At 54.1% G+C, this 26,705-nt stretch carries 29 protein-coding genes; 13 read left to right on the forward strand and 16 right to left on the reverse strand.

Annotation, left to right across the window (positions count from 1 at the left end; translation table 11 throughout):
• The first annotated feature begins 72 nt into the window (after positions 1-72).
• Positions 73-1,083, forward strand: coding sequence for a 3-beta-hydroxysteroid dehydrogenase (locus OC597_RS01805; RefSeq protein ID WP_085116039.1), 1,011 nt, complete (start codon positions 73-75; stop codon positions 1,081-1,083).
• On the opposite strand, the gene OC597_RS01810 is transcribed toward OC597_RS01805, so the two are convergent.
• Entirely contained in the window at positions 1,084-1,920 is an 837-nt protein-coding gene (locus tag OC597_RS01810; protein ID WP_262207157.1) for an N-acetylmuramoyl-L-alanine amidase, read from the reverse strand.
• 189 nt (positions 1,921-2,109) lie between these two features.
• Here OC597_RS01810 and OC597_RS01815 point away from each other — a divergent pair, with 189 nt between their 5' ends.
• Positions 2,110-3,630 carry a DUF3300 domain-containing protein gene (locus OC597_RS01815; protein WP_262207158.1) on the forward strand — a complete coding sequence of 507 codons (1,521 nt, stop codon included), beginning with the start codon at positions 2,110-2,112 and terminating at the stop codon, positions 3,628-3,630.
• A 42-nt stretch (positions 3,631-3,672) separates the two neighbouring features.
• On the opposite strand, the gene OC597_RS01820 is transcribed toward OC597_RS01815, so the two are convergent.
• Positions 3,673-3,996, reverse strand: coding sequence for a heavy metal-binding domain-containing protein (locus OC597_RS01820; protein ID WP_099061814.1), 324 nt, complete (start codon positions 3,994-3,996; stop codon positions 3,673-3,675).
• A 161-nt stretch (positions 3,997-4,157) separates the two neighbouring features.
• Between OC597_RS01820 and OC597_RS01825 the strand changes: the two genes are divergently transcribed.
• The 6 genes from OC597_RS01825 (at position 4,158) to artJ (OC597_RS01850) (ending at position 8,798) form a co-directional block, all read left to right on the forward strand.
• Positions 4,158-4,706, forward strand: a complete 549-nt coding sequence (locus OC597_RS01825) for a lipoprotein (RefSeq protein WP_261253063.1) — start codon at positions 4,158-4,160, stop codon at positions 4,704-4,706.
• Between the two features lie 261 nt (positions 4,707-4,967).
• Positions 4,968-5,696: an arginine ABC transporter ATP-binding protein ArtP gene (artP, locus tag OC597_RS01830; RefSeq protein ID WP_261253061.1), complete on the forward strand. Its 729-nt coding sequence runs from the start codon at positions 4,968-4,970 to the stop codon at positions 5,694-5,696.
• Positions 5,697-5,729: 33 nt separating this feature from the next.
• The gene (gene artJ, locus OC597_RS01835) at positions 5,730-6,461 is read left to right on the forward strand and encodes an arginine ABC transporter substrate-binding protein (RefSeq protein ID WP_207980104.1); all 732 of its coding nucleotides are present in this window, start codon (positions 5,730-5,732) and stop codon (positions 6,459-6,461) included.
• A gap of 9 nt (positions 6,462-6,470) precedes the next feature.
• A complete protein-coding gene (artQ, locus tag OC597_RS01840) occupies positions 6,471-7,187 on the forward strand; it encodes an arginine ABC transporter permease ArtQ (RefSeq protein WP_262207165.1) in 717 nt (238 codons plus the stop codon).
• On the forward strand, positions 7,187-7,855 hold the full coding sequence (artM, locus tag OC597_RS01845; protein ID WP_261253029.1) for an arginine ABC transporter permease ArtM: 669 nt from the start codon (positions 7,187-7,189) through the stop codon (positions 7,853-7,855). The genes artQ and artM overlap by 1 nt, the downstream gene beginning before the upstream one ends.
• Positions 7,856-8,063: 208 nt before the next feature.
• The gene (gene artJ / locus OC597_RS01850; RefSeq protein WP_085116030.1) at positions 8,064-8,798 is read left to right on the forward strand and encodes an arginine ABC transporter substrate-binding protein; all 735 of its coding nucleotides are present in this window, start codon (positions 8,064-8,066) and stop codon (positions 8,796-8,798) included.
• Positions 8,799-8,910: 112 nt separating this feature from the next.
• Here the strand turns inward: artJ (OC597_RS01850) and rlmC are convergent, their stop codons facing one another.
• The 9 genes from rlmC to OC597_RS01895 all read right to left on the reverse strand — a co-directional run bounded on the left by rlmC (position 8,911) and on the right by OC597_RS01895 (position 17,343).
• A complete protein-coding gene (gene rlmC / locus OC597_RS01855) occupies positions 8,911-10,038 on the reverse strand; it encodes a 23S rRNA (uracil(747)-C(5))-methyltransferase RlmC (RefSeq protein WP_262207167.1) in 1,128 nt (375 codons plus the stop codon).
• A 68-nt stretch (positions 10,039-10,106) separates the two neighbouring features.
• Positions 10,107-10,586 carry a YbjO family protein gene (locus OC597_RS01860; RefSeq protein WP_261253003.1) on the reverse strand — a complete coding sequence of 160 codons (480 nt, stop codon included), beginning with the start codon at positions 10,584-10,586 and terminating at the stop codon, positions 10,107-10,109.
• A 228-nt stretch (positions 10,587-10,814) separates the two neighbouring features.
• Positions 10,815-11,660 carry a putrescine ABC transporter permease PotI gene (gene potI, locus OC597_RS01865; RefSeq protein ID WP_099065100.1) on the reverse strand — a complete coding sequence of 282 codons (846 nt, stop codon included), beginning with the start codon at positions 11,658-11,660 and terminating at the stop codon, positions 10,815-10,817.
• Positions 11,657-12,622: a putrescine ABC transporter permease PotH gene (gene potH, locus OC597_RS01870; RefSeq protein ID WP_390899990.1), complete on the reverse strand. Its 966-nt coding sequence runs from the start codon at positions 12,620-12,622 to the stop codon at positions 11,657-11,659. The genes potI and potH overlap by 4 nt, the downstream gene beginning before the upstream one ends.
• Positions 12,623-12,647: 25 nt before the next feature.
• On the reverse strand, positions 12,648-13,781 hold the full coding sequence (gene potG, locus OC597_RS01875) for a putrescine ABC transporter ATP-binding subunit PotG (protein WP_261284102.1): 1,134 nt from the start codon (positions 13,779-13,781) through the stop codon (positions 12,648-12,650).
• A 128-nt stretch (positions 13,782-13,909) separates the two neighbouring features.
• Positions 13,910-15,019, reverse strand: a complete 1,110-nt coding sequence (gene potF / locus OC597_RS01880; protein WP_261424499.1) for a spermidine/putrescine ABC transporter substrate-binding protein PotF — start codon at positions 15,017-15,019, stop codon at positions 13,910-13,912.
• A 408-nt stretch (positions 15,020-15,427) separates the two neighbouring features.
• Entirely contained in the window at positions 15,428-15,907 is a 480-nt protein-coding gene (locus tag OC597_RS01885; protein ID WP_099065103.1) for a type III secretion system chaperone family protein, read from the reverse strand.
• Positions 15,908-16,068: 161 nt separating this feature from the next.
• On the reverse strand, positions 16,069-16,971 hold the full coding sequence (rimK, locus tag OC597_RS01890) for a 30S ribosomal protein S6--L-glutamate ligase (RefSeq protein ID WP_262207170.1): 903 nt from the start codon (positions 16,969-16,971) through the stop codon (positions 16,069-16,071).
• A 57-nt stretch (positions 16,972-17,028) separates the two neighbouring features.
• A complete protein-coding gene (locus tag OC597_RS01895; RefSeq protein WP_261252879.1) occupies positions 17,029-17,343 on the reverse strand; it encodes a YbjC family protein in 315 nt (104 codons plus the stop codon).
• A gap of 242 nt (positions 17,344-17,585) precedes the next feature.
• On the opposite strand from OC597_RS01895, the gene OC597_RS01900 reads away from it, so the two are divergent.
• Positions 17,586-17,849 carry a GrxA family glutaredoxin gene (locus OC597_RS01900; protein WP_099065106.1) on the forward strand — a complete coding sequence of 88 codons (264 nt, stop codon included), beginning with the start codon at positions 17,586-17,588 and terminating at the stop codon, positions 17,847-17,849.
• A gap of 51 nt (positions 17,850-17,900) precedes the next feature.
• Here OC597_RS01900 and OC597_RS01905 read toward each other — a convergent pair whose 3' ends face one another.
• A complete protein-coding gene (locus tag OC597_RS01905) occupies positions 17,901-18,281 on the reverse strand; it encodes an inner membrane protein YbjM (protein ID WP_112350447.1) in 381 nt (126 codons plus the stop codon).
• Between the two features lie 313 nt (positions 18,282-18,594).
• Between OC597_RS01905 and OC597_RS01910 the strand changes: the two genes are divergently transcribed.
• Positions 18,595-20,283: an aspartate:alanine antiporter gene (locus OC597_RS01910; protein WP_012006072.1), complete on the forward strand. Its 1,689-nt coding sequence runs from the start codon at positions 18,595-18,597 to the stop codon at positions 20,281-20,283.
• Positions 20,284-20,487: 204 nt separating this feature from the next.
• Here OC597_RS01910 and OC597_RS01915 read toward each other — a convergent pair whose 3' ends face one another.
• On the reverse strand, positions 20,488-21,456 hold the full coding sequence (locus tag OC597_RS01915) for a threonine ammonia-lyase (protein WP_261462215.1): 969 nt from the start codon (positions 21,454-21,456) through the stop codon (positions 20,488-20,490).
• An 80-nt stretch (positions 21,457-21,536) separates the two neighbouring features.
• A complete protein-coding gene (locus OC597_RS01920; protein ID WP_262207174.1) occupies positions 21,537-22,475 on the reverse strand; it encodes a LysR family transcriptional regulator in 939 nt (312 codons plus the stop codon).
• 100 nt (positions 22,476-22,575) lie between these two features.
• Here OC597_RS01920 and OC597_RS01925 point away from each other — a divergent pair, with 100 nt between their 5' ends.
• Positions 22,576-23,595: a nuclear transport factor 2 family protein gene (locus OC597_RS01925; RefSeq protein WP_262207176.1), complete on the forward strand. Its 1,020-nt coding sequence runs from the start codon at positions 22,576-22,578 to the stop codon at positions 23,593-23,595.
• 84 nt (positions 23,596-23,679) lie between these two features.
• On the opposite strand, the gene eco is transcribed toward OC597_RS01925, so the two are convergent.
• Together eco and OC597_RS01935 are read right to left on the reverse strand one after the other, a co-directional pair.
• Positions 23,680-24,192, reverse strand: a complete 513-nt coding sequence (gene eco, locus OC597_RS01930; RefSeq protein ID WP_261252659.1) for a serine protease inhibitor ecotin — start codon at positions 24,190-24,192, stop codon at positions 23,680-23,682.
• 139 nt (positions 24,193-24,331) lie between these two features.
• Positions 24,332-25,171 carry a 5'-methylthioadenosine/S-adenosylhomocysteine nucleosidase gene (locus tag OC597_RS01935; RefSeq protein WP_261424504.1) on the reverse strand — a complete coding sequence of 280 codons (840 nt, stop codon included), beginning with the start codon at positions 25,169-25,171 and terminating at the stop codon, positions 24,332-24,334.
• A 137-nt stretch (positions 25,172-25,308) separates the two neighbouring features.
• On the opposite strand from OC597_RS01935, the gene OC597_RS01940 reads away from it, so the two are divergent.
• The gene (locus OC597_RS01940; protein WP_316044849.1) at positions 25,309-26,061 is read left to right on the forward strand and encodes a phosphatase PAP2 family protein; all 753 of its coding nucleotides are present in this window, start codon (positions 25,309-25,311) and stop codon (positions 26,059-26,061) included.
• Positions 26,062-26,066: 5 nt separating this feature from the next.
• Positions 26,067-26,672 (forward strand): undecaprenyl-diphosphate phosphatase, encoded by a 606-nt coding sequence (gene ybjG, locus OC597_RS01945; RefSeq protein ID WP_261252633.1) that lies wholly within the window; start codon positions 26,067-26,069, stop codon positions 26,670-26,672.
• Positions 26,673-26,705 lie beyond the last annotated feature (33 nt).

Genomic DNA, 26,705 nt, shown 5'->3' on the forward strand with positions numbered 1-26,705 from the left:
ATGGCATCTTATTTGCTGGCACGCCGCTGAAGGCCGTCAGCATTCTGATTTTTGGTGAGAATAGAGTTCGTTATGAAGGTATTGGTCACCGGTGCAACCAGTGGGTTAGGCCGTAACGCCGTTGAATATCTGCGCCGTCAGGGCATAAAAGTGCGCGCGACCGGTCGCAACCAGGCTATGGGCAGTCTGCTGGAAAAAATGGGTGCAGAATTCATTCATGCCGATCTCACCAACCTGATCTCATCGCAGGCCAAAGCCATGCTGGCCGATGTGGACGTGCTGTGGCATTGCTCCAGTTTCACCTCCCCCTGGGGCACCGAAGAGGCGTTTGAACTGGCCAACGTACGCGCGACCCGTCGCCTGGGCGAATGGGCAGCGGCCTACGGTGTTGCGCAGTTTATCCATATCTCTTCGCCGGCGGTTTACTTCGACTATCATCACCATCGCAACGTTACCGAAGACTTCCGCCCTGCACGCTATGCCAATGAGTTTGCACGCAGCAAGGCCGCCGGTGAACACGTGATCCAGCAGTTGGCGCTGTCCAACCCGCAGACTCACTTCACCATTCTGCGTCCTCAGGGGTTATTCGGACCGCACGACAAGGTGATGCTGCCGCGTTTGCTGCAGATGATCAAACGCTACGGCAACCTGCTGCTGCCACGCGGCGGTGCTGCGCTGGTGGACATGACCTATCTGGAAAACGCCGTGCACGCCATGTGGCTGGCAACCCAGAAAGAGAATACCCCATCAGGCCGCGCCTATAACATCACCAACCAGCAACCGCGTCAGTTACATAGCGTGGTGCAGCAGTTGATCGACGAACTCGGCATGAAGTGTCGGATCCGTTCGGTCCCCTACCCGATGCTCGACATGATGGCGCGCGGCATGGAAAAGCTCGGCAGCAAAAGTGAAAAAGAGCCGGTGCTGACCCATTATGGCGTCGCCAAGCTCAATTTTGATCTGACGCTGGACACCACCCGCGCCCAGCAAGAGCTGGACTACCGACCGATTATTTCGCTGGACGAAGGCATTTCCCGCACCGCCCGCTGGCTGAAAGATCACGGTAAACTGCACGGCCTGTAATTAACGGGCTGCACCGTACTTCAGCAGCAGCGCGTCGACAATGGCCTCACTCTCGGCATCCGGCTCACCGCGATAATCGCTGGGCCGGAAATGCATCTGAAACGCCGCCAGCACGTTTTTCTGCTGCCGGACATCCCACTGCGCATCAATCCCGTAACCGTAACTCGCCAGCTTTGCCATCAACGGCGCCAGCGGCACTTCGGCATGCTTATCCCGCCCGGCCAAGAGTTTCTGCACCTGCGCCTCATCCGGCCAGGCGCCAATCCCCGCCTGCGCCAGTTGCTGCCAGGGGAATAACGGGCCGGGATCCTGCTTGCGCTGCGGCGCAATATCGCTGTGCCCCACCACGTCCGTCGGCTGAATACCATAGCGTTGGATAATATCGCGGCTCAGCGGGATCAACAGGGCAATTTGCTGTGGCGTATACGGCTGCCAGTGGGTAAACAACAGGGTACGGTTGAACCCACGATTGACGATTTCGATGCCAATAGAGGTGTCATTCAGGTTGGTTCTGCCGCGCCAACTGCTGGCCCCGGCATGCCATGCGCGCAACGCTTCCGGCACCAGTTGGAAAGCCACCGGTTTGCCCTGCGCCAGTGGCGGGTGCGCCGGTAACAGATAATGCGCGCTGACGTGTTCATCCGTCAGGGTTTTCAATGAGGAGTGGAAATCTTCGGCGGTGTAATGCATCACCAAAAAACGAATGCGTTGGTCTGCACCCTGCGCCTGATGCAGGGTTTCAAGTTGATAGCCGCCATGATCGACAATGGTGTCCTGCGGCACGCTTTGACAGCCTGCGAGCAGCGCGGCGGCAAATATCCCTGGCCAAATTTTCACGATTCCCTCCTGCGATTTAGGTTGCCCAATTTGTAACCCGGATTGATTAACCTGTATCTAATAATCAAGTTATTCAATTAATGATGACAGATCAGCCTGATGTGCAAGCGAGTGTTGCGCTGGACTGGCAGATTGCACTTCAGCTGTTAGGCTAATCATATTACCTGCGCTGATAAAAGTGAGTCACCCATGTTCAAGCCAAACCGTCTCGCATGGCTGATCTGCGTCGCCATGCTGCCGCTCAGCGGCTGTGACCAAAAGACCGTGGCCAACGCGATGGGGGCCCCCCCAGCTACCGCCGCCACATCTCCGGCGGCAGCTACATCTCCCGCAGTAGCGACGGCCTATACGCCGTTGAGCGCCGATCAACTGTACCAGTTGGTTAGCCCGGTGGCGCTTTTTCCTGACAAATTGTTAGCGCAGGTGTTAGCGGGGGCCGGGTATCCCGACCAAATCAGCACGGCGGATAGCTGGCTGGCACAAAACCGTGGCCTGCAACCGGCGGCGCTCGCCACGGCCGCCGATGCTCAGCCCTGGGACCCGAGCGTACGTGGATTAGTGCAATTTCCTGATGTGCTGGACCAGATGGCGAAAAATATCCCCTGGACCAGCGCGCTGGGCGATGCTTATCTCAACGATCCCAGCGACGTGATGAACGCTATTCAGGTGATGCGTCAACGCGCCGCCACCCAAGGCACGCTGAAAACCTCACCGCAGCAAAAAGTGATTGTCACCCCGGCCACACAATATGTTGAACAGCAGCCCTACACGCAAACCGTAGTGGCCGCCCCGGCACAAACCATTGTAATTGAGCCCAGCCAACCGAATGTGGTCTATGTACCGCGTTACGACCCCTGGGTGGCCTATGGCGCACCGGTACCGGCCTACCCGAGCTACCAATATCAAAGTGCTCCCGGCTATAGCAGCGGCGATATGGTGGCGGCAGGGGTGATCAGCTTTGGTGTCGGTATCGTGGTCGGTGCATTAATTAATGAGAATCATCATGACGACTGGCATAGCTGGGACGTGCACTGGAATAATCGGCGTCAACCGGTGGTCTACAACAATGCGCCCTATGTCTCGCATTCCACCACGGTGATTAACCGCGTCACCAATATCAATCAATATAATAATGTGAACCGCAGCAACACAGTGAATAATTACCGCAACACGCCGGTGGTTCAGGCGCCACGTATTGCCGCACCGACGGCCCGTCCGGCTCCGAACGTTAACACGATGCAGCAACCTCACTTTGCCCAACAGGCAGCCGCGGTTAATACGCGCCAACCAATAGCTGCACCGAACTTTACCCATACGGGAACGGCAGCCACGCCCCGTGCAGTGACCCCCTCGGCCCATACTCAGCCACAGATGACCCTGCCGAAATTCAACTCTACGGCACCCGCAGCGGTACCGCAGCAAACGCGAAAATCAGCGGCGCCGGTTCAGCAAACACAGAATCGGCCAACTCAACAGCACACAACCGCGCCTCATGCCGCACAGCAAGTCGCTCGACCCGCAGCCACTAAACCGGTGGTTCGCAGCGCGCCCGTAGCCCCGGTTTCCCGCCCGCAGCCGATACAGCAACGGTCGGATACCCCGCGGAACCCATTCCATCAGCAGCAGGTGCGCACAGAGCATCGCCCGGCACCCGCAGCCAGGCCGCAGGAACACCGGCCATTAAAAATTGAATCCCGTAGGGCCGATTAAATATATGACGCCCCGGCAATAGCCGGGGCGTGAGAGAGAGGATTAACGGCTGACTTTCACCGCGGTGCCGCTGACGGTCACCATCAGCATGCTGCTGTCTTTACCCACGGTTTCGTAATCAATATCAATACCGACCACCGCATTGGCACCCAATTCTTGTGCCTGCTCTTCCAGCTCCTGGAAGGCGATCAGGCGCGCTTTACGCAGCTCTTTCTCATAAGCGCCGGAACGGCCGCCCACGATATCACGCACGCCGGCGAAGAAATCACGGAAAATATTGGCGCCCAAAATGGCCTCGCCGGTAACAACGCCGCAGTACTCGGTAATGGTAAACCCTTCCAGGGTCGGGGTGGTTGAAAGCTGCATCAAAACTCCTTGCTTGATTGATTCATCTCATTTATCTGACCATTGATTTACCATTATGTTCTGTTATGAAATGGCACGCAGTACGAATGCAAGGCCCGAAATCGCATTTATACTGTAGGCTAGTGGTCTTCATGGTAGAGACTTTCACATAAGGTAATGAGATGAAAACAAGAACGATTGCGGCTGTTTTTCCCTTAGCGCTGTTACTGAGTGCCTGCACCACCGTTGAACCGGCATTCAAGGATATCGGCACCCGTACCGGCGGTTGTGTGGAAGGCGGCCCGGATACGGTCGCACAGAAATTTTACGATCTACGGCTGCAACAAGGTGCCGGCACCACCCTGCCGGACAGCAACCGCCTGGCGCAACTGCAGCCTTACCTGAGTAAAGTGTTGTACCAGGATCTGGTGACGGCCAATCAGAACCCGGGCAAGCATCAGGTTACCGGCGATCTGTTCACCGGCAATGCTCAGGGGCCAACCAGTGCAAGCGTCGCCAGCGCCTCGACCATTCCTAATACCGATGCCAAAAATATTCCGCTGCGCGTTCAGCTCAGCTACCAGAAAGACGGCGGCAGCGCGGTCAACTGGCAGGATGAAGTGCTGATGGTACGTGAGGGCACCTGTTGGGTGGTCGACGACATCCGCTATCTGAACGTGCCGCCGCATGCCGCCAGCGGTACGCTGCGCCAGGTGTTGGAAAACCAGTAAGCCAACTCAACCACCGGTGCCCCATGGTGCCGGTGGTTAGAAAAATGCCCTGATCGCGCTCAACATTTGTTCACTTTAAGAAATTTCGCTACCTACCTCACAGCATGCACGACAAATCCCCCCTTCGAACCTGAGTCGCGGTATCTTGTGCTATTCTTTTACTATTCTGCCGCGCAGTAATAAATTTTAACGCACAAAGATTGCATAAGTATTCTGTGGAAGTTAACATTCGCGGCATCAATATCTATTCAATTTTGGCGCATGAGCATTCAACTTAACGGTATCAACTGCTATTACGGCGCACATCAGGCGCTGTTTGACATCACGCTGGATTGCCCAGCAGGGGAAACCTTAGTGCTGCTGGGTCCTAGCGGCGCGGGGAAAAGCTCATTGCTACGGGTGTTAAATCTGCTGGAAATGCCACGTTCAGGCCAATTGCGGATTGCCGGTAATCAATTCGACTTCAAACAGGCTCCGGGCGAAAAAGCCATTCGCGAGCTGCGTCAGAATGTCGGCATGGTCTTCCAGCAATACAACCTCTGGCCTCACCTCACCGTGGTGCAAAACCTGATCGAAGCACCGTGTCGCGTACTGGGCCTGACCAAGGCTCAGGCGATGGAGCGTGCCGACAAGCTGTTGAAGCGCCTGCGCCTGACCGACTTTGCCGATCGTTTCCCACTGCACCTTTCCGGTGGCCAGCAACAACGCGTGGCCATTGCCCGCGCGCTGATGATGGAACCGCAGGTGTTGCTGTTTGATGAACCGACCGCCGCGCTGGATCCTGAAATCACCGCCCAAATCGTCAGCATCATTCGCGAGTTGGCCGGCACCGGCATCACCCAGGTGATCGTGACCCACGAAGTGGAAGTGGCGCGCAAAACCGCCAGCCGCGTGGTGTACATGGAAAACGGCCACGTTGTGGAACAGGGCGATGCCAGTCACTTCAAGCATCCACAGACCACCGAGTTTGCCAATTACTTATCACACTAACAATTCTACTTGCTGTAATTTGGGGAGTTTGCGATGAAAAAACTAATAATCGCCGCCGTTCTGGCTGGCATCAGCGTTTCCGCCTCCGCAGCCGAAACTATCCGTTTCGCTACCGAAGCTTCTTATCCTCCATTTGAATTTATTGACGCCAGCAACAAGATCCAGGGCTTTGATGTCGATCTGGCCAACGCGCTGTGTAAAGAGATCCAGGCTGAGTGTACCTTCACCAATCAGGCTTTCGACAGCCTGATCCCAAGCCTGAAGTTCAAGCGTTTCGACGCGGTGATGGCCGGTATGGACATCACGCCTGAGCGTGAAAAACAGGTGCTGTTTACCAAGCCGTATTACGACAACTCCGCCCTGTTTGTCGCCCAGAAAGGCAAAGTGGCTGACGTCGCTGCGCTGAAAGGCAAGAAAGTGGGCGTGCAGAACGGCACCACCCATCAGAAATACCTGACCGACAAGCACCCGGAAATCACCACCGTGCCTTATGACAGCTATCAGAACGCCATTCTGGATCTGAAAAATGGCCGCGTTGATGCGGTATTTGGTGACACTGCGGTGGTCAACGAATGGCTGAAACAAAATGCGGCACTGGCCGCCGTGGGCGATAAGGTGACCGATAAAGACTACTTCGGTACCGGGTTGGGCATTGCCGTTCGCCAGAAAAATACCGATCTGCAGGGCAAGTTCAACGCCGCTCTGGACAAGATCAAACAGGATGGGACTTACCAAACCATCTACAAAAAATGGTTCCAGCAGTAATCAACTCCGATGAATGAAATTCAACCTTTAGCAAGCGCCGCCGGGATGACCGTCGGCCTTGCCGTTTGCGCCCTTATCCTGGGGCTGATCCTGGCGATGCTGTTTGCCGTCTGGGAGTCATCACGCTGGAAAGTGGTTAGCTGTCTCGGCACCGCCTGGGTCACCCTGCTGCGCGGCCTGCCGGAAATTCTGGTGGTACTGTTCATCTATTTCGGCTCGTCGCAGCTGTTGCTGATGCTGTCCGATGGCTTCACCCTGAACCTTGGCCTGTTCCAACTGCCGGTCCAACTGGCGATTGATAACTTCGAAGTCAGCCCGTTCCTGTGCGGCGTGATTGCCCTCGCCCTGCTCTATTCTGCCTATGCCTCGCAAACACTGCGCGGCGCGCTGAAGGCCGTACCGCAGGGACAGTGGGAATCCGGTCAGGCGTTGGGGATGAGCACCACGGCGATTTTCTTTCGCCTGATCATGCCGCAAATGTGGCGTCATGCCCTGCCCGGCCTGGGTAACCAGTGGCTGGTGTTGCTGAAGGATACCGCGCTGGTGTCACTGATCAGCGTTAACGATCTGATGCTGCAAACCAAAAGCATCGCTACCCGCACCCAGGAGCCATTTACCTGGTACGTGATTGCGGCGGCGATTTACCTGGTGGTCACCCTGTTCAGCCAGTACATCATTAAACGCATCGAACTGCGCACCACGCGTTTTGAGCGGGGGCCATCCTGATGTTTGAGTTCTTGCCTGAAATTCTCAAAGGGCTGCACACCAGCCTGACGCTGACCATTACCGCCCTGATCGTGGCACTGGTGCTGTCACTGGTGCTGACGGTGATCCTGACGCTGAAAACGCCGATCCTGACGCCGTTGGTGAAAATCTACATCACCCTGTTCACCGGTACACCGCTGCTGGTGCAGATCTTCCTGATCTACTACGGCCCCGGCCAGTTCCCGGCGATCCGCGAATATCCCTGGCTGTGGGATTTGCTGTCGCAGCCGTGGCTGTGTGCGATGATCGCATTGGCGCTGAACAGTGCGGCTTACACCACCCAACTGTTCTACGGTGCCGTGCGGGCGATCCCGGCCGGTCAGTGGCAGTCTTGCGAAGCACTCGGCATGTCACGCGCGCAGTCGTTGCGTATCCTGCTGCCGTTCGCCTTTAAGCGTGCGCTGTCGTCTTACTCCAACGAAGTGGTGCTGGTGTTCAAAAGCACCTCGCTGGCCTACACCATCACCCTGATGGAAGTGATGGGCTACAGCCAACTGATGTATGGCCGTACCTACGACGTGATGGTGTTTGGTGCCGCCGGGCTGGTGTATCTGTGCGTCAACGGTCTGCTGACGCTGCTGATGCGTGTGGTGGAACGCCGGGCGCTGGCTTTCGAACGCCGCAACTGAGTGAGTTGACCCACGCTCTCAAAGCCCTGCCCTCGCGCGGGGCTTTTTAATGCCCAATGCAAATTTTTAATCATTTATATTGCATATTAATTCATTAACTGGCAGGGTTAACACCGAGCAACAGCCGCCAAAACATCTGGGTTATTGTCAGTAAAATCAAGCGGTGACGAGATAAAAACACGCAGACTTGCAGACAGGAGTTTTAAGCATGAAAAAACTATTACTGGCCGCCACGGTATTAGCGGGCATCGCCTTCAACGCCAGCGCAGCCGAGACCATTCGCTTCGCCTCTTCCGCCACCTATCCGCCGTTCGAGTCGCTGGATGCCAATAACAAGATCGTGGGCTTCGATATCGATCTGGCCAACGCGTTGTGCAAACAAATGAAGGCCGAATGTACCTTCACCAACCAGGCCTTCGACAGCCTGATCGCCGCGCTGAAATTCAAGAAATACGATGCCGTGATTTCCGGAATGGACATCACGCCCGAGCGCAGCAAGCAAGTTTCCTTCACCCAACCCTATTACGCCAACTCGGCGATTGTGATTGCCGAGAAAGGTAAGTTCAGCTCGCTGGCGGATCTGAAAGGGAAAAAGGTCGGCATGGAGAACGGCACCACTCACCAAAAATACATGCAGGACAAGCATCCGGAGATTAACACCGTCTCTTACGACAGCTATCAGAACGCCATTCTCGAACTGAAAAATGGCCGCATTGACGGGGTCTTCGGTGACACTGCGGTGGTGAATGAGTGGCTGAAGAACAACCCTCAGTTGGCCCCGGTCGGCGAACACGTTACCGATGCACAATACTTTGGTACCGGACTGGGCATTGCGGTACGACCAGACAATCAGGCGCTGCTGACCAAGCTCAATAGCGCGCTGGACGCCATCAAGGCCGACGGCACCTACAAAGCCATTAACGACAAGTGGTTCCCGCAGTAAGCGCTATTCGGGGCGTGGGATGCCACGCCCTGAGTGTGATGGCAAAGTTTTCTTTAAACCCGAGATACCTGTGCCTAAACGCATTAAGGTCAATCTGGATGACTTATAACCTTTAATTACGAACCAGCAGCGTCAGCACTTCGTAATGGGCGGTGTGCGGGAACATATCAAACAGCTGCACGCGCTCGATGCGGTAATCCGGCAACATCTCAATGTCTTTCGCCATGCTCTCGGCGTTGCAACTCGAATACAGAATATAGCCTGGCGCCATCTGGTTCAGATAGTCACACAGCGCCTTGCCAATGCCGCGACGCGGCGGATTGACCAGCACCAGTTGCGGCACGCTGCCTTCAGCGGTAGCGAACTGAGTAGAATCCAGCGCCTTAAAATCGACGTGTTGCAGACCCAAGGTTTCTGCCGACTGGCGCGCACAGGCAATCGCCTCGGCACTGATCTCAATGCCGGTCAGCCGTGTTTCCGGCTGGGCGCAATGCAGGCCAAACCCACCCACACCACAGAACAGATCCCACATGCTATCGATAGCCAACGCCCGTACCCAATCGCGAGCGGTGGCATAAAGTTCGGCAGCCACCTGCGGATTGGTCTGGAAGAAACTTTGCGGGCGGATATACAACGGCACCTGATTAAACCGCTCCTCCAAGGCCTGCTGCCCGGTCAGCGGGATCTCCCGTTCCCCTTCCATAATCGCCATATGCACCGGCTGAATATTAGCGGAGATCACCCTGAGCTGCGGCAACTGCTGTTGCAGCCACGGTAGCGCAGCGCGTAACTGCGCAAGTTTGCTATCTGAACGCAGTACAAAACGCAGCATCACGCCACCGCTGTGGGTACTTTCAGTCAGCAGCAGGTACTTCAGTTCACCGCGTTTACGCGCCACGTTGTATGGCGTCAGACCGGCGCGAGCGATAAAGCTTTTCAACACATCGAACATCGGCGAAAAACTGGCGGGATACAGCGGGCAGGCACTCAGATCCACCGGCGTACCGTCGCGATGCAGCATGCCAAGTAGCGGACGCTCTACGCTGCCGCTGACCACCATTTTGGCTTTATTGCGAAATGCGCTCTGCTCACCGGCGATCGGTTCCAGCCACTGTGCGACGTCACGGTCGGCCAGCAGTGATTGCAGATGATGCTGTTTGTCCGTCAGTTGCTGCAGATAAGGCTTTTCCAGCCACTGACAGGAACGGCAGGTGCCCGCCGTATACAAAGCGCAATGCATGAAGATAACCCTGAGTTCGGGGTGAATAATTAAGGGCGCAGAGTTTATCACTCTACGCCGTTAAAATCTCAATTGCGCGCGGCGAAATAACGGCGGCTGGTGGCGGGAACAAACATTAACGCCAGAATGACGACGTCCGGGATTTTTTGCAGGATCAGCACGTGCAGAATTTGGCCGCTGGTTTCACCTTCGACGGTAAACACCTCCGGCAGAAAGCTGCCAATAGTCGCCAACAGCAGATAACCAACCACCAGACATTGGCAGGCCACATAGACCCAACGGCCCCAGTTGCGACCGCGCATCACCGCGAAACCGCAGCTGATTTGCAGGCACAGCAATACCAGGCCGGCCAAAAATATCAAGGTGGAATCCCAGGCCTGCGCGCTGGTGCTGACAAACTCCTGCGCGCCATCGACGCCCAGTTCGCCCAACAACAACAGCACGCTGATGCACTTGATCGCCACCATCGCCGTTCCGGCCACCATCACCGGCACTGGCGCATCTGAAGTCGTTCTCATTCCCTGCCTGCTATTTAGCATGTCTGACATGTCCATGTTCCGCAACGAAACGCCTCCTATACCCGTCATCTTTCAAGTTACAGCGTTGTTACCTGCGCTAGCTCACCCCAGTTACTTACTTAAGTAAGCGCCTGGGGATGAGCGAGCTGGTCGCCTAGCTGTAACTCGAAAGCTATAGGGTATATTCAAACGAGATATATAAAGTCAGGTAATCAATTGCAATACCAATAATTGCAAAAATAGCAGGTTTAATCAGACTCAGCTACGGGCAGCCTTTTGTAATTCGCGCGATCGCTGTTTTTCCGAGCGCGCCATAAACCACCATGCAATCAGACCGATAACGCCGACCACCAGCAAGATCAAACTCGCCAGGGCGTTAATTTCCGGATTAACCCCCATCCGCACGCTGGAGAACACCAACATCGGCAAGGTGGTCGCCCCCGGTCCGGCGACAAAGCTGGCAATCACCAGATCGTCCAGCGACAGGGTGAACGCCAACATCCAGCCGGCGATCAGCGCCGGGGCAATCATCGGCAGAGTGATCACGAAGAACACTTTCAACGGCGTTGCGCCCAGATCCATCGCCGCCTCTTCGATCGAGCGATCCAACTCACGCAGACGCGAACTGATCACCACCGAAACATAGGCCGTACAGAAGGTGACGTGCGCCAGCCAGATGGTGAACATGCCGCGTTCCGACGGCCAGCCAAAGGTGTGCCCCATCGCCACAAACAGCAGCAGCAGCGACAGGCCGGTGATCACGTCCGGCATAACCAGCGGAGCGGTCAGCATAAAGGCAAAACCGGTTGACCCCCGGAAACGCCCAAAGCGCACCATCACCATCGCCGCAATCGCCCCCAACACCACCGCGGCAGTCGCTGAGGCGGCAGCGATGGTCAGGCTAAGCCCGACCGCGCTGATCATCGCCGAATCATGGAACAGCGCGGTATACCAGCGCGTCGACCAACCGGCCCACACCGTCACCAGTTTGGAGCTGTTGAACGAGTAGATCACCAACATCAACATCGGTGCGTACAAGAAGGTGAAGCCTATCACCAGAATGGCGATACGCCACGGTGAGCGCACTACCGGCAAGTTGTTCATCCCCTTCCCCCCATTTCCTTGTTCTGGTGCTTGTGGAACCAGAGAATCGGCACGATCAACAGCAGCAGCATGACGGTAGCAACCGCCGAGGCCACCGGCCAGTCGCGGTTATTAAAGAACTCCTGCCACAGTACCCGCCCGATCATAATGCTGTCCGGCCCACCCAGCAGTTCGGGGATCACAAACTCACCCACCGCCGGGATAAACACCAGCATCGAACCGGCAATAATGCCGCCACGGGTCAATGGCATAATCACGCTGAAGAAGGTTTTCAACGGTTTGGCGCCCAGATCCAGCGAAGCCTCTACCAGCGAATAATCCAGCCGTGTCAGCGCGGTATAAATCGGCAGCACCATAAACGGCAGATAGGAATACACCACGCCGATATACACCGCCAGATTGGTGTGCAGGATCACCAGCGGCTGATCGATTACCCCCAACCACAACAGGAAATTATTCAGAATACCGTTGTTTTTCAGAATGCCCATCCAGGCGTAGACGCGGATCAGGAACGAGGTCCACGACGGCAGGATCACCAGCAACAGCAAGATATTGCGGGTTGAGGATTTGCTGTGTGCCACAGCCCAGGCCAGCGGGTAGCCGATGATCAGACAACACACCGTCGACACCGCCGCCACCTGCAACGATTGCAGATAGGCGTCCAGATACAGCGGATCGTCAGTTAATTGCAGGTAGTTGGCGAAGTTGAGCGCAATGTCCAGCTTACCGTCGGCCCAACTCATCAGGTCGGTGTAAGGCGGGACGGCCAGCGCCAGTTCCGCCAGGCTGATCTTGAACACGATCAGAAACGGCAACAGGAACAGCAGCGTCAACCACAGCAGCGGCATCGCAATCACCAGCTTGCGGCCATGGGCCATCTGCAGGCGTTGGAAAAAGGCTTTCAGCGGACCGGGTCCTTTGGCAGGAGGTTCCGGCGGCGTGCGTTCAGCAAGCATTGTCATAATGATTATTCCTCACCTTCTCAACTCACACCGTCAACACGACACAGCTGTCGGTTTCCCAGCTCAGGCGGACTTCATCGCCCCAGGTCGGCATCCCTTTGCGGAATCGGTGGCCGTTCTGCAATTGGGCGCTAATCATCTGACCGCTGTGCAGCTTCACGTGGTAGATCGACAGATCGCCGAGGTAAGCGATATGCACCACTTCCCCGACCGCAAAGTTGCAGCCATCTTGCGGTACTTCTTCGCACAGCATGATTTTCTCCGGCCGCAGCGCGACCTGGATCGGCACGCCGTCCACGACCGAGGCATCGGAATCCACCTTGATCGCATGGCGCAGGCCGGGGCTTTGCAGGATCAATCCATCGTCATGGCGTTCTTGCAGTACGCAGTCAAACACGTTGACCGAGCCGATAAACTCGGCGCTAAAGCGGCTGTTGGGATGCTCGTAGATCTCTTCAGGCTCGCCGATCTGCACAAATTTGCCACGGTTCATGATGGCGATACGCCCCGCCATGGTCATGGCTTCTTCCTGATCGTGGGTAACCATCACACAGGTCACACCGACCCGCTCAAGAATATCCGTCACTTCCAACTGCATGCGGTCACGCAGCTTTTTATCCAGGGCGCCCATCGGCTCATCCAACAGCAGCAGCTTCGGCCGTTTGGCCAGGCTGCGTGCCAGTGCCACCCGTTGGCGTTGACCACCAGACAGTTGATGCGGTTTACGTTTGGCAAATTCCTGCATGTGCACCAGCGACAGCATCTCCGCCACCCGAGCGGCGATTTCTGCGCGCGGCATTTTGTCCTGCTTCAGGCCAAAGGCGATGTTTTGCTCTACCGTCATGTGCGGGAACAGCGCGTAGGACTGGAACATCATGTTGATCGGCCGCTGGTAAGGCGGCACGTGCGACATATCCTGCCCATCGAGCACAATCTGCCCTTCCGTCGGCTGTTCAAAGCCGGCCAGCATGCGCAATAGCGTCGATTTTCCACAGCCGGAGGGACCCAGCAAGGCAAATATTTCGCCCTTATAGATGGTCAGGCTGACGTCTTCGACCGCGTTTTGGCCATCAAAGGTTTTGGTGAGGTTACGGATTTCCAGCAGAGGGGTGAAGACCTTCTGCGACTTGGCTTGAGGACGAGGGATAGCGTCGTTCAATCGGGGTGCTCTCCGGTGCAAACAGTACAAAAAACCACGGCGATTGCCATGGCCCAAAATGGCAACGCAGGCGGGGAGCACCCGCCTGCTGGTATGACACCGGGCTCAGCGTACTGAGCCCCTATCTATCATTTCCCACTTTTAACTTTAGTCCAGGCACGGGTAATCACACGATCCAGCTTCGGCGATTGCACATTCAGTGTAAACAGCTTGGCGCGCAGATCGGCCGGTGGGTAGACGTTCGGGTTATCGCGCACCGCGGCATTGACCAGCGGAGTGGAATCCTTCACTGCGTTGGCGTAGTACACATAGTTGCTGATCCCTGCCATCACGTCAGGCTTCATCAGGAAGTTCAGGAACTGGTAGGCAGCGTCCTTGTTTTTGGCATCTGCCGGCATGGCGAACATGTCAAAGTAAGTCAGGGCCCCTTCTTTCGGGATCGCATAGGCGACGTTCACGCCGTTCTTCGCTTCTTTGGCCCGGTTGGCCGCCTGCATCACGTCGCCGGACCAGCCGATCGCTACGCAGATGTCACCGTTCGCCAGATCGTTGATGTACTGGGAAGAGTGGAAGTAACGGATGTTCGGCCGCAGCTTGAGCAGCAGATCATTAGCCGCACCGGTGTAATCCGCTGCGTTGGTGCTGTTGGGATCTTTGCCCAGGTAGTGCAGCACGGTGGCATACACCTCACTTGGCGCATCCAGGAAGGAAACACCACAGCTTTTCAGCTTCTCAAGGTTTTCCGGTTTGAGGATCAGATCCCAGCTGTTGACCGGGGCGTCTTTGCCCAGCACCGCCTTCACTTTATCGACGTTATAGCCGATACCGGTGGTTACCATCAGGTAAGGAATACCGTACTTATTGTCCTTGTCGTTGTGAGCCACCAGTTGCAGCATCTCGGGGTCAAGGTTTTTGTAGTTTGGCATTTTGCTCTTGTCGAGCGGCTCAAAAATACCGGCCTTCGACTGTCGCTCAAGGAAGTTGGATGAAGGTACTACCAGATCATAACCGGTGCTGCCCGCCATCAACTTGCCTTCCAACACTTCATTGGAGTCAAAGACGTCGTACACCACTTTAATGCCGGTTTCTTTCTGGAATTTGGCTAAGGTGTCCGGCGCAATATAGTCGGACCAGTTATAGACGTGCAGCGTTTTATCCTCGGCTGACGCTGTGACGGACCCGGCCATCAGCAGGCCGGCAACAACACCCGATAACCACTTTTTACGTTGGGTGACCATCCGTAACTTCCTCCAAAACAGGGGTGAATCATAGAATTGAACTTGTATCGCGAAAGGATACAAAACCTTTCCTGATCGAGCGCAATCGTTGCAACCGCGGATTGAATGGCTATGCAGTTGATTGCATACACCTTTTTCAGTTGCCCAGCCCGCATGGTCACCAGGGGAATCGCAAGCCCTTAGCAGAATCAGCAGCATAACCGCTGTTGCCGGAACGCACCAGCCTCCGGGGTTAAAACCGGCTTTTATCGATTTTTTATGCAGTTTGTCTGTATGTGATACGGCATTAATGGCATAAACGACGAAGAATATCTGGTAACAGAGGGTAAAACGCAGAATATATTATTGCGGAAGGGAATAACGGCAGCATGCCGCCAGAGCAGCGGCACACATAATGTACAGTGGGGATCAGTGCAGCATTGGCAAGCGGTCAGTCGCAGCCGTGTTATCTTCTTCGTCACCCATAAACAGCAGATCGTTCGCCCGCGCCTCGAGGATCACCATCGAGATTTGCTCTTCGCCCTGCTGCATAAAGTGAGTGAACTGCTCCAACGTGACGCCAACGGCGATGCTCAGCGATTGGCAGACGATCAGCTTCGGCAGGTTGTCGTCCTGGATATCAACAAAGGCTTTGATGGTCAGCGAACTGGCGTTGATCTGGCTGAGATCGGCCACCAGCGGGATCAGCGCGGTCGGCTTCACCTCGGCCAACGCAGAGAACAGAAGCACATTGTCGACCAGATCGAGCTTGGCATCGAATACGCCGTCGAAATTTTGCATGTGCGGCAGGTGCAGCGCCTGACAGGAATCGCACTCAAAGAAGGAAATGCCCGATTGATCCAGCCAGCGTCGTAACAACGCCAAATCAGGGACAATGAGTGAATCCATAATACCAGCCTCACAATATTCAAAACGCGAAAAGGCGCATAGCTTACGGAATATTGCCCCGCTACGCCACGATCAATGCGGCTTAATTCGCTATTAGGGTAAATATGGTTGAGAAAAAGCCACAACTCCAGCTGGGGAAAGACGAATTTTTTGCAAGCAACTTATCCGCCCGATTTCAACCTAAAACCTGGCCTGCCGCGCTGCTCAATATACTCGATCATCCTGCCAGCGATATCCAACCCGGTGGTGCTCTCCACCCCTTCCAGGCCCGGCGAAGCATTGACCTCCATCACCAGCGGACCACGCGCCGCACGCAGAATATCCACCCCGGCAACGTCCAGCCCCAGCGTAATGGCGGCCTTGCCCGCTATCGCCCGCTCTTTGGCGGTGATGCTCACCTTGCGGGCGGTGCCGCCACGGTGCAGATTGGAACGAAACTCCCCGGGTTTGGCCTGGCGCTCAATCGCCGCCACCACTTTTCCGCCCACCACCAGACAGCGCACATCACTGCCCTGTGCCTCGCGAATGTATTCTTGCACCAGAATATGGGCGTTAAGGCCGCGAAAGGCATCAATCACGCTTTCTGCCGCCTGACGCGTTTCCGCCAGTACCACGCCGATACCCTGGGTGCCCTCCACCAACTTGACCACCAGAGGCGCGCCGCCGACCAGTTCGATCAAATCCCCGGTGTCGTCCGGCGAATGGGCAAAACCGGTGATCGGCAGATCAATACCCTGCCGCGCCAGCAACTGCAGCGAACGTAGTTTGTCGCGTGCACGGGTGATCGCTACCGACTCATTCAGCGGGTAGCTGCCCAGCAATTCAAACTGGCGCAGCACCGCGGTGCCATAAAAGGTGATGGCGGAGCCGATACGCGGGATCACCGCATCGTAACGCTCCAGTTGACGACCGCGATAATGGATAGTCGGTGCCGCTGGATTGATGTTCATATAACAGGAGAGCGGATCGATCACTTCAATGCTGTGGCCGCGTTGCTCCGCCGCCTCCACCAAACGCTTACATGAGTACAACGTTCCATCGCGCGAAAGAATGGCAATTTTCACTTGTTACCTCAAAAAGGCAAACACCTGCCTGGCAGGCCTGTCAGCGGCGGCCGTGACTCAGGCACGCGGCTCATTGTCGTTTTTATCGTCCGGCGTTATTTTCGCTGCAGGCTTGGGCCGATCGTTCTGCGGCGGCTGACCACCACGCATCAACGGGCCAAACCCCTGCACCACACGCCAAACCAGAAACGCGGCTGCCGGTACCATCAGCGCCACGCCGAGGAAAATCATCCCCACCGCCGCCTGCTGTGAGGCCAGCCAACCCGGCAATTGAACGTGGCTATGAATGCTCAAATAAGCCAGCACCAACAACAGCATCCCCAGCCCTTCCAAAACCAACACCGTACGCGGTAAGTCACCGAATGAACGCATATTTTTCTTCTCCAGAAGCTCTGCCTCCAGTGTAGTGAATTCCCATTGATGACGACAGCCCCGGCGGCTTAATCGGTTACATGAATCAGATTAACAGGTAATTCCTGCTTTTTTTTCGCCGACCCAACGGGCATAGTAGTCGCCATCAATGCGGGTAATGCTCAAGCTTAAGTCTTTTTTGACTGACAGAATGTCATTGCAGTTGCGAGTAAATTATTGAATATCAATCTAAGGAGTGTTGCATGTTTGCAGTTATCTTCGGGCGCCCAGGCTGTCCTTATTGTGTCCGTGCGAAAGAGTTGGCGGAAAAACTGACTGAAGAACGTGACGATTTCAACTTCCGTTATGTTGATATCCACGCTGAAGGCATCACCAAGGCCGACCTGGAAAAAACCGTCGGCAAGCCGGTAGAAACCGTACCGCAGATTTTCCTCGATGAGAAACACATCGGCGGCTGCACCGATTTCGAAGCTTATGCCAAAGACAACCTGAACCTGTTCCAGTAAGCTTCAGGCAAAACGACAAAAAGGCGCTCAGAGCGCCTTTTTTTATTGCCGTTAGCCACGATGACACTGGCGGTAGGCCTGTAACAGGCTACGTACAAACAGAGCCAGCAACGCACCGAACACGCACCAAAACACGGCGCTGGTTGCATAAGCCAGTTCCTGCCAGACCGAGGCAGACGGCGTTAACCAGAAATGACGGATGACCAGACACAGCGGCAGTGCATACAACGCCCCCAACAGCGGGCAGAGAATGCGTTTTTTGCTCGATAAGTAGCTGGCGACCACGCCGGGTATCACAAACAACAGCAGGCCGGTTTCCCCCCGATGCTCGTGATCCGTACTGCCAAACGCCCCACTCTGCTGGCCGAGATACACCAGGCTGAACAGCAGAAAACAGCTTAAAATACCCCACCAATACCGTTCACTCGCCATGCGCCCCTCCCCTTTAACCTCATTACAACCGTAAAAATCAGCCGTGCCACAAAGCCGGTGACGCCTTGCCGTAAACCGACAACGCTGAACTGAACTTTTTCCTTGGCCTAAAGAGAGTTAAATGCTTTCGGCAGGGCATGAACCCAGCTTTATGCTGGCTGTCACGCTCCATAGCGACTAGAATAAACGCCGCCGATCGATGGTTCGAATCGCCTTTCGCTGGTTAGTTATTTATGAAGTCGCTTTTTGACTGAATTTATATCTTATATTTATCTATATCAAGCACTTACTGGTAAACAATAAGTTATCCTACGTGAACATAAACGTCGCTAGTTTGTTAAACGGTAACTACATCCTGTTACTGTTCGTGGTACTCGCACTGGGGCTGTGCCTCGGTAAAGTCCGTCTGGGCTCCGTTCAACTCGGTAATTCCATTGGTGTTTTGGTTGTTTCGCTGCTGCTCGGCCAGCAACACTTCGCCATTAACACCGAAGCGCTGAATCTCGGCTTTATGCTGTTTATTTTCTGCGTGGGTGTGGAAGCCGGACCAAACTTTTTCTCGATATTTTTCCGCGACGGCAAAAATTACCTGATGCTGGCGTTGGTGATGGTCGGTTCTGCGATGGTGATCGCCATTGGTCTCGGCAAACTGTTCCATTGGGATATTGGCCTGACCGCCGGCATGCTCGCCGGATCCATGACCTCAACCCCGGTACTGGTGGGCGCCGGCGATACGCTGCGTAATACCATCACCAATGGTCCCGCCCTGCTGGCGGCGCAGGATCATCTGAGCCTCGGCTACGCCCTGACTTACCTGATTGGCCTGGTGAGCCTGATTTTCGGCGCACGCTATCTGCCCAAACTGCAACACCAGGATCTCTCCACCTCTGCCCAGCAAATTGCCCGTGAACGCGGCCTGGACACCGATAGCCAACGTAAGGTTTACCTGCCGGTCATCCGCGCCTACCGTGTTGGCCCGGAACTGGTGGCCTGGGCCGATGGCAAAAACCTGCGTGAGCTGGGTATTTATCGTCAGACCGGCTGCTATATCGAACGCATCCGCCGCAACGGTATTTTGGCTAACCCAGACGGCGATGCCGTGCTGCAGGTGGGTGATGAGATTTCGCTGGTTGGTTACCCGGATGCCCATGCACGGCTGGATCCCAGCTTCCGTAACGGGAAAGAAGTGTTCGACCGTGATCTGCTGGATATGCGCATCGTCACCGAAGAAATCGTGGTCAAGAACAGCAATGCAGTGAATAAACGCCTGAGCCAGTTGAAACTGACCGATCACGGCTGCTTCCTCAACCGGGTGATCCGCAGTCAGATTGAAATGCCTATCGACGACAGTATCGTGCTCAACAAAGGTGACGTGCTGCAGGTCAGTGGCGACGCCCGACGGGTGAAAAGCGTGGCGGAGAAGATTGGCTTTATCTCGATCCACAGCCAGGTGACCGATCTGCTGGCCTTCTGCGCCTTCTTTATCATCGGGCTGCTGATTGGCCAGATCACCATTCAGTTCAGCAATTTCTCATTCGGTATCGGCAACGCTGCCGGTCTGCTGATGGCGGGCATCATGCTTGGCTTCCTGCGTGCCAACCACCCGACCTTCGGTTACATTCCGCAGGGCGCGCTGAACATGGTGAAAGAGTTCGGTCTGATGGTGTTTATGGCCGGTGTCGGCCTGAGCGCCGGTGCCGGTATCGGTAACAGCCTGGGTGCCGTTGGCGGCCAGATGTTGATCGCCGGATTAATCGTCAGCCTGGTACCGGTGGTGATCTGCTTCCTGTTCGGCGCCTACGTGCTGCGTATGAACCGCGCCCTGCTGTTCGGCGCGATTATGGGAGCCCGCACCTGTGCACCGGCGATGGAAATTATCAGCGATACCGCGCGCAGCAACATCCCGGCGCTGGGCTATGCCGGGACCTACGCCATCGCTAACGTATTGTTAACCCTCGCGGGCTCGCTGATTGTGGTGCTATGGCCGGGGATCCTCGGCTAACCGATAAGCAAAGAAGATGAATCAGTGGCAAAAATATTTTGAAATTTTTATCCCCGGTGAGAACTTTCCTTTCAGGGGGTAGTCTTAATTAGTGCCACTGCTTTTCTTTGATGTCCCCATTTTGTGGAGCCCGTTAGTCCCGCCTTTTTAGGTTCAAGACTATCGGGTTTTTTATTGCCTGAATAAAATCCACAAGGAGCTAAATCACAGGGTTTGCGAGTAGCTAAGCCATTTCGACATGTCCTGATGGGAGATATTTCCACCGCACACGACAATCCCGATAACGGCGTCAGCGGGAAGTTGGGGAGCAATGGCCATAGCCGCAGGTATCAGCGTCCCGCAAGCCAGTTCAACCCATAATTTTGCCTCTTCGCCAAAGGCCACCATTCCCTCTATCGCGGCCTTATCCGATACCACAACCACTTCCTCGATATAAGCTTGAGCATGGGCCAGCATCACTTCATCAATGACAGGCACACCGAGGGTAGAAATAATTGAAGTGACCTCAATGTTCACCGGTTTGCCGGCGCGCAATGCCTGGTGCATCGAACTTGCCCCAGAGGTTTCAACCCCCCAAATTCTAATCTCTGGCTTTATGGCTTTTAGCGCGGTTGCCACACCGGCCAGCATACCGCCACCTCCCACCGCAACCAGGACGTCGGTAAGCTCCGGGCAGTCGGCAATGAACTCAAGTGCCAGGGTTCCGTGCCCTTCGGCGATCAGCGAGTCGTTGCAATCATCAATGACTACGTATCCCTGGTCAGCCAAAGTCTTAGCCCGCTCAAACGCAGCGTGAACGTCAGATTCCACGATAACAGAGCTGCCCAGTTCACCCACCCGGTAGATGGCGGTTGCCGGAGCACTTTTCGGCATAATAATAGTGACATCAGCCCCAAAGATCTTCGCCGCCTCGGCTATCGCAATGCCAAAATTACCGCCACTCACCGCCACAAACCGCTTATCTTTAACATCGCCCGCCAGGCTCAAAAACTTGTTAAGCACGCCCCGTGCTTTAAAAGAACCACCAAGCTGAGTGTTTTCAAGTTTCAGAAAAACCGGTCTCTGTAGTTTTTCGGTCAGTTTCGGCCCTGGAATAGTGGCGGTACGAATAACTTTACCGTTGAGCCGTTCTGCTGCTTCGGTAATGGCGCTAAATTCAATTAATTTTGTCATTTTTCCCAGTCAGGTAGATTTAGTCACTATAGGTATAATTAATTTAATGTCTTTTATCAGTAAAATCCAGGCAGCCTATGTTATCGATCTTTTGAACCCTCGCCAGGGTTTTCCTCTTCATATTTGGCACTCAATGCTTTCAACTTACTAACCAGCCAACGCCCGGCAGGGCCAGGTGGATTGGATGAGTTAACGGCTACGGACATCGGCATTAAGAAAAACATTTCTGACATATCTTTTATTTTAAACGGGGTAAGTCTTTTATCTTCGATATCTTGCTTTACCATTTGGTATGGCATGCTTCCCCAGCCAAGTCCTGCCAATAAACACTCTCTTTTGACCGACAAATCCGTTAACTTCCACACCTTCGGCGATACGACACCAAAATTAAGGTCTTTAGAAACATTAGTTTTATCAATTATTATGAGTTGAACATGTTTGCTGACCTCTTTTCTGGAGAGATCTGAACTTTGTAGTGATAGCGGATGGTCATGAGATGCGACAAAAACATGCGAGGTAGACAGCAGAAAATCACAGCTAATTGAAGGTGGCAGCTCTGGAAGAAAACCGATTATCGAGATCTGACAGGATTTATCCAATAAAGGCTGTACTGTGCCCCCCAGAGCATTAACAGTAATATTAACTGCGACGCTATCATAACTTTCATGTAACTCCTTAACTGCCGCAGTTAGCAAACCCATAGGGAACATAATGTCCACGACAAGGGACACCTCTGACTCCATCCCTTCCGATATTTTCCTGGCCGTAGTTTTAAAGTCATTAACCCTATTAATAACTTCCATCGCCTCTATAAATAAAATATTCCCTTCAGAGGTCAAAGTGGGATAACGCGACTCTCGCACGAAAAGCTTAACGCCCACCTGTTGCTCAAGATTCGAAATAGTATGGCTCACCACAGATTGACTACGCCTTAATTTTCTCCCTGCGGCAGAGAAGCTGCCTTCCGTGGCCGCCGCTATAAAGGTCCGGAGTTGATCAAGACTAACAGTTTCCAACATGTATCCTCCTTTTAGATACATACTATCGAAAAAAACGGGGTACCGCATCGGGTAAAAACAAATTAGTATCGGCTTACACGTCAGATAAAAAACGGAAATTATGTTTATAAACACCAGGAAGGTTATCGTTGCAGCATCCCTATTGGCAGTATTATTCAGCATGAATGCTTTGTCTTCAGCTACTGCCAGTGAATATCTTGCTCCCAGGCTATCGGACACCGCTAATATGTTAAAAAGCAACAGGGAATTAATTAACAAATTTTATGGCGCCTTTAATACCGGGGATAAAGCCATTATATTGAGCTATATCACCGATGATTTTATCATGCATGTGCCAGGCAAAGGGTTAAACGCTGGAGAGTATTGGGGAAAAGAGGGGGTCAGCCAATTCCTTTCAAATATTGGAAACTATTCTGGTGGAGACTTTTCCTTATCGGTACCCAGCCTGGCGATTAATGAAGACACCATCTTCACCCGTGAAGACATCATCATGAATCGTAAAGAAAATCCAGGTGAAAAGTGGCTATTAAGATTCATTATGGAGTATCACATTAAAGATGGTTTGATTTCAGAAGCCTGGACAATACCTCAGGATCCCATTGCGTATGACGCTTTTTGGACGCCAAAATCCCAATACATTGAGACCAGAGGTGCTGGTTTCAACCAGAAAATCGTAGGGATTTCGGACAACGATCCTTTCACGCACTCGGTTGAAAGTTTGCAAGTGGTGAGGAAGTTCTATCATTATTTCTGGAAAGGCGATCTCAACGCCATGTCAAAACTTGTCGGTGATGAGTTTGAGTTTTATACCCCTGGCCGAAGTTCACTGGCAGGAATATATAAAGGATGGCATGGATATGAAACCTTCAGAGAGAAATTAATCGCTAATGTGGCTGGTGATAAATACAAACTGGAATGGGGTGGCTATGCCGCATCGAAAAACGATGTATTCGTAAAAGAGTATATCCGAATGAATACCAGCTGGGACAAAGAGGTTAAGTCAAGCTTTGTCATCCTTCACTTCACGATGAAAGAGGGGAAGATAGCTAAAATAGAAGACACTCCGGTTGACTCAATTAAGTACGATTCCTCGTTCACAAAACCCGTGAGCGAAAAATAAAAATACCGGCTGGCGATGTTATCGTCAGCCGGTACATTTTGCGGGTAATCACTTAGCCATGCTAATGGTTTGCACACATCAGCATTACTTCTGCTCTGCTTTACTCACGGTGTCTTCAGCTTTCCACACGCGGTATTTCACTTCTACATCTTTCGGCGCATAGACCACGATTGGCAAGCGACTGTTGTAACGTTGCATGGCAGCGTCACCCAGGTTGGCAGCAATAAATTTCTGCGTTTTGGTATTGTCAGGACAAGCCATCATAGTGGAAGCCGGTTCAGACAGCTTTTCCAGCACCAGGTAGTTGTAACCCCATCCGGACAGGGTTTTGCTTTCCAGCGTGCCGCCGATCATGTGACGGTTGCAGTCCACTTCCAGCGTTTTGCCGATCAGCAGTTCAACCTTGAAATTCTCTTCGTGCTCCTGCTTCGGCAGGTAAATCACCTGACGGCTCATGCCCTTTTCGGCCTTCGGGTAAGGCGCGACCTTTTCCAGCGGCTGTTTGCTGATATCGGTGTTTTCAGCAGAGGTGGCAGCAATGGCGCTGGCGGAAACGGCCATCAGCAGGCCGGAAAATACAACGGATACCTTGTTCATGTTTTATCCCTACAATGATTAAATGCTCCGGGCATAAGCTAATACACTACCGATAAGCTCGCCAGCAGTTTAATCTTCTTTACAATAAGCAATGACCAGCGGCAATAACCCACCACCGACCATTTATTAGGATAATTCATTAACGAGGTGCGTTTTTGGCGATATAAGCTTTCACCACCTGATAGACATAATCCTGGCACGCCAGACCCGTCTGCGGATCATATTTACCCTGATTGGTAATATTGTTAGACAGTACGCGGATGCCGACAAAGGGAATATTGAAGGAAGCAGCAATCTGCGCGGCAGAGGCCGTCTCCATCTCTTCAACCGAGGTGTGATAGTTTTGGTGGAAATAGCCAATGCGGTCCAGCTCACTGTTCCACACGTCGGCGGAGCCGATCACCCCTTCAACCACCTTGCCCTGGGTATAGCTGCCCTTAACCTCTTCCGCTATGGCCAGGAGTTTGGCGTCAGCCGGGAATTGACGGAGAGTGTGGGCATTTTTATCCTCACCGGCACTGCCTTTCGAAGCCAGTAAATCCATCGGTTGCCACTGACGTGAGTCACTGCCCTCCCCCAGTGCCTTCTTCGGCGTTTTAAAGGCACCCAGACTAACCGAATACTTACCCAGCACAATGTCGTACACCTTCAGTGCCGGATCGTGACCACCGGCGGTACCCTGATTGATGATCGCCACCGGATGGAAGTTAGTCGCGGCAATCGCCGTAGCGGCCGCCGCATTAGACATGCCTTTCAGGGTTTCTGACACTACCACCGGATAACCGTCCACCGTACCGCGCCAGAAACGCCAGCCACCGATCTGCTCCTCACGCGGGTTGTCCAGGCGCTGGGCGAAGCGTTCAGCCTCTACCGGCATAGCCCCCTGCACCACAATCGGCCCGGTGACCTGTGCCAACGCCAAAGGTGAAAAAACCGCACTACAGGCTGCCAACAGCGCCAAATTCAATTTTTTTGTCATCGCCACATCATCCCAATAAAAAGCAAACGATTACCTTAGCCGAAAGCCGATAATCCGCCTATCGCTTTCTCTGCGTCAGCCAGCCGGAGGGTTAAGGTTTTCTTAAGACAGAATTATTACAGTGGCAGCATCCATTAATGTCACCGAGCCTGCGTGTGAACCCAAAACCTTCATTAAATCAAACCTCAACAACCCCCCAAATTAAGACTAACGCCCTTTACTCCCTGCCGGCATCCTTTTACCGTTGGCAGGTTTTGGAATTGATAGTCAGTGGCTTGTTGTTCCTTTGGCTGTCGCGTAACGAACAGCTGGACTGGGCGGTCAGTAATTACTGGTTCGACACCGCCAGTGGGCACTTCCCCTGGCAGAACAATCACTGGCTGGACTTGATTAACCACCGCTTGCTGAAAATTGGCGTCATTACCGGTGCGGTGCTGACGCTGTTTTGGGGAATTTATCGCCGTAATCCGCGCATGGTCGTGACCATGTTGTTGATCGGCATTGGCCCCTTGGTAGTCGGCATTCTGAAAGCCACCAGCGCACATTCCTGCCCATGGGATCTGATCGAATACGGCGGCAAGGCCATGTCCTACCCCTTGTTCGGTGCAATCCCGGCAGAACCCGGTCCGGGCCGTTGCTTCCCTGGCGGCCATGCTTCCAGTGGCTTTGCAGTGATGGCGCTGTTTTTCTTGTTTTATCCGCAACGCCCGCGCCTGGCTTACTGGTGCTGGTTTGGCGGTATTGCGCTCGGCATGCTGATGGGTTTTGGTCAGGTGATGCGCGGCGCACATTTTCTTACCCATAACCTGTGGGCGGGTTGGTGGGTTTGGCTCAGCCAACTGGCTGTTTATTGGATGGTGAGCGGGTATATCCGCCGCAAGACGAGGTAAATAGTATGGAGCAATTGAATTATCTTCTTTTCGCCTGGATCAATGCGACCCCGGCGTCCCCTGAGTGGCTAATCGATGTAGCTACTTTTCTGGCCCGCGATCTCATTGCTATCGTGCCGATGCTGATCGTCGGACTCTGGCTATGGGGGCCGCAGAATCAGCTGGTATCGCAGCGTCAAGTGGTGGCTAAGACGACAATTGCTCTGCTATTCGCCATGCTTACCGCCGCGACCATTGGCATGCTGCTGCCGCATGAGCGGCCGTTCGTCGCCGGTGTCGGTTATACCTTCCTGGCACATGCCCCAGACAGCTCCTTCCCGAGCGATCACGGTACCGCCATCTTCACCTTTGCTCTGGCCTTTTTGTTCTGGCACCGGGTCTGGTCAGGGATTTTATTGCTGATTGTGGCAGCCGGCATTGCCTGGTCGCGTGTCTACCTGGGCGTGCACTGGCCGCTGGATATGGTGGGTGGCTTCCTGCTCGGACTGGTCGGTTGCCTGTTTGCTCAACTGGTGTGGAACCTGTTTGGCGATATCATCGCCAGCACATTGACGCGCCTGTACCGTTTCCTGTTCGCCATCCCAATCCGCAAGGGCTGGGTGAAAGAGTAAGTCCGTACTTTGGCAGGGGCGACTCCGCCCCTG

The organism is Serratia proteamaculans (assembly GCF_946227095.1).
In the GTDB taxonomy this organism is placed as follows: Bacteria; Pseudomonadota; Gammaproteobacteria; order Enterobacterales; family Enterobacteriaceae; genus Serratia; species Serratia proteamaculans_E.

Bases quoted from the DNA above. Each gene is read 5' to 3' on its own strand.
- OC597_RS01805 (WP_085116039.1), top strand. From the start codon at position 73: ATGAAGGTATTGGTCACCGGTGCAACCAGTGGGTTAGGCCGTAACGCC.
- OC597_RS01815 (WP_262207158.1), top strand. From the start codon at position 2,110: ATGTTCAAGCCAAACCGTCTCGCATGGCTGATCTGCGTCGCCATGCTG.
- OC597_RS01820 (WP_099061814.1), bottom strand. From the start codon at position 3,996: ATGCAGCTTTCAACCACCCCGACCCTGGAAGGGTTTACCATTACCGAG.
- OC597_RS01825 (WP_261253063.1), top strand. From the start codon at position 4,158: ATGAAAACAAGAACGATTGCGGCTGTTTTTCCCTTAGCGCTGTTACTG.
- artP (WP_261253061.1), top strand. From the start codon at position 4,968: ATGAGCATTCAACTTAACGGTATCAACTGCTATTACGGCGCACATCAG.
- artJ (WP_207980104.1), top strand. From the start codon at position 5,730: ATGAAAAAACTAATAATCGCCGCCGTTCTGGCTGGCATCAGCGTTTCC.
- artQ (WP_262207165.1), top strand. From the start codon at position 6,471: ATGAATGAAATTCAACCTTTAGCAAGCGCCGCCGGGATGACCGTCGGC.
- artM (WP_261253029.1), top strand. From the start codon at position 7,187: ATGTTTGAGTTCTTGCCTGAAATTCTCAAAGGGCTGCACACCAGCCTG.
- artJ (WP_085116030.1), top strand. From the start codon at position 8,064: ATGAAAAAACTATTACTGGCCGCCACGGTATTAGCGGGCATCGCCTTC.
- rlmC (WP_262207167.1), bottom strand. From the start codon at position 10,038: ATGCATTGCGCTTTGTATACGGCGGGCACCTGCCGTTCCTGTCAGTGG.
- OC597_RS01860 (WP_261253003.1), bottom strand. From the start codon at position 10,586: ATGTCAGACATGCTAAATAGCAGGCAGGGAATGAGAACGACTTCAGAT.
- potI (WP_099065100.1), bottom strand. From the start codon at position 11,660: ATGAACAACTTGCCGGTAGTGCGCTCACCGTGGCGTATCGCCATTCTG.
- potH (WP_390899990.1), bottom strand. From the start codon at position 12,622: ATGACAATGCTTGCTGAACGCACGCCGCCGGAACCTCCTGCCAAAGGA.
- potF (WP_261424499.1), bottom strand. From the start codon at position 15,019: ATGGTCACCCAACGTAAAAAGTGGTTATCGGGTGTTGTTGCCGGCCTG.
- OC597_RS01885 (WP_099065103.1), bottom strand. From the start codon at position 15,907: ATGGATTCACTCATTGTCCCTGATTTGGCGTTGTTACGACGCTGGCTG.
- OC597_RS01895 (WP_261252879.1), bottom strand. From the start codon at position 17,343: ATGCGTTCATTCGGTGACTTACCGCGTACGGTGTTGGTTTTGGAAGGG.
- OC597_RS01900 (WP_099065106.1), top strand. From the start codon at position 17,586: ATGTTTGCAGTTATCTTCGGGCGCCCAGGCTGTCCTTATTGTGTCCGT.
- OC597_RS01905 (WP_112350447.1), bottom strand. From the start codon at position 18,281: ATGGCGAGTGAACGGTATTGGTGGGGTATTTTAAGCTGTTTTCTGCTG.
- OC597_RS01915 (WP_261462215.1), bottom strand. From the start codon at position 21,456: ATGACAAAATTAATTGAATTTAGCGCCATTACCGAAGCAGCAGAACGG.
- OC597_RS01920 (WP_262207174.1), bottom strand. From the start codon at position 22,475: ATGTTGGAAACTGTTAGTCTTGATCAACTCCGGACCTTTATAGCGGCG.
- OC597_RS01925 (WP_262207176.1), top strand. From the start codon at position 22,576: ATGTTTATAAACACCAGGAAGGTTATCGTTGCAGCATCCCTATTGGCA.
- eco (WP_261252659.1), bottom strand. From the start codon at position 24,192: ATGAACAAGGTATCCGTTGTATTTTCCGGCCTGCTGATGGCCGTTTCC.
- OC597_RS01935 (WP_261424504.1), bottom strand. From the start codon at position 25,171: ATGACAAAAAAATTGAATTTGGCGCTGTTGGCAGCCTGTAGTGCGGTT.
- OC597_RS01940 (WP_316044849.1), top strand. From the start codon at position 25,309: ATGTCACCGAGCCTGCGTGTGAACCCAAAACCTTCATTAAATCAAACC.
- ybjG (WP_261252633.1), top strand. From the start codon at position 26,067: ATGGAGCAATTGAATTATCTTCTTTTCGCCTGGATCAATGCGACCCCG.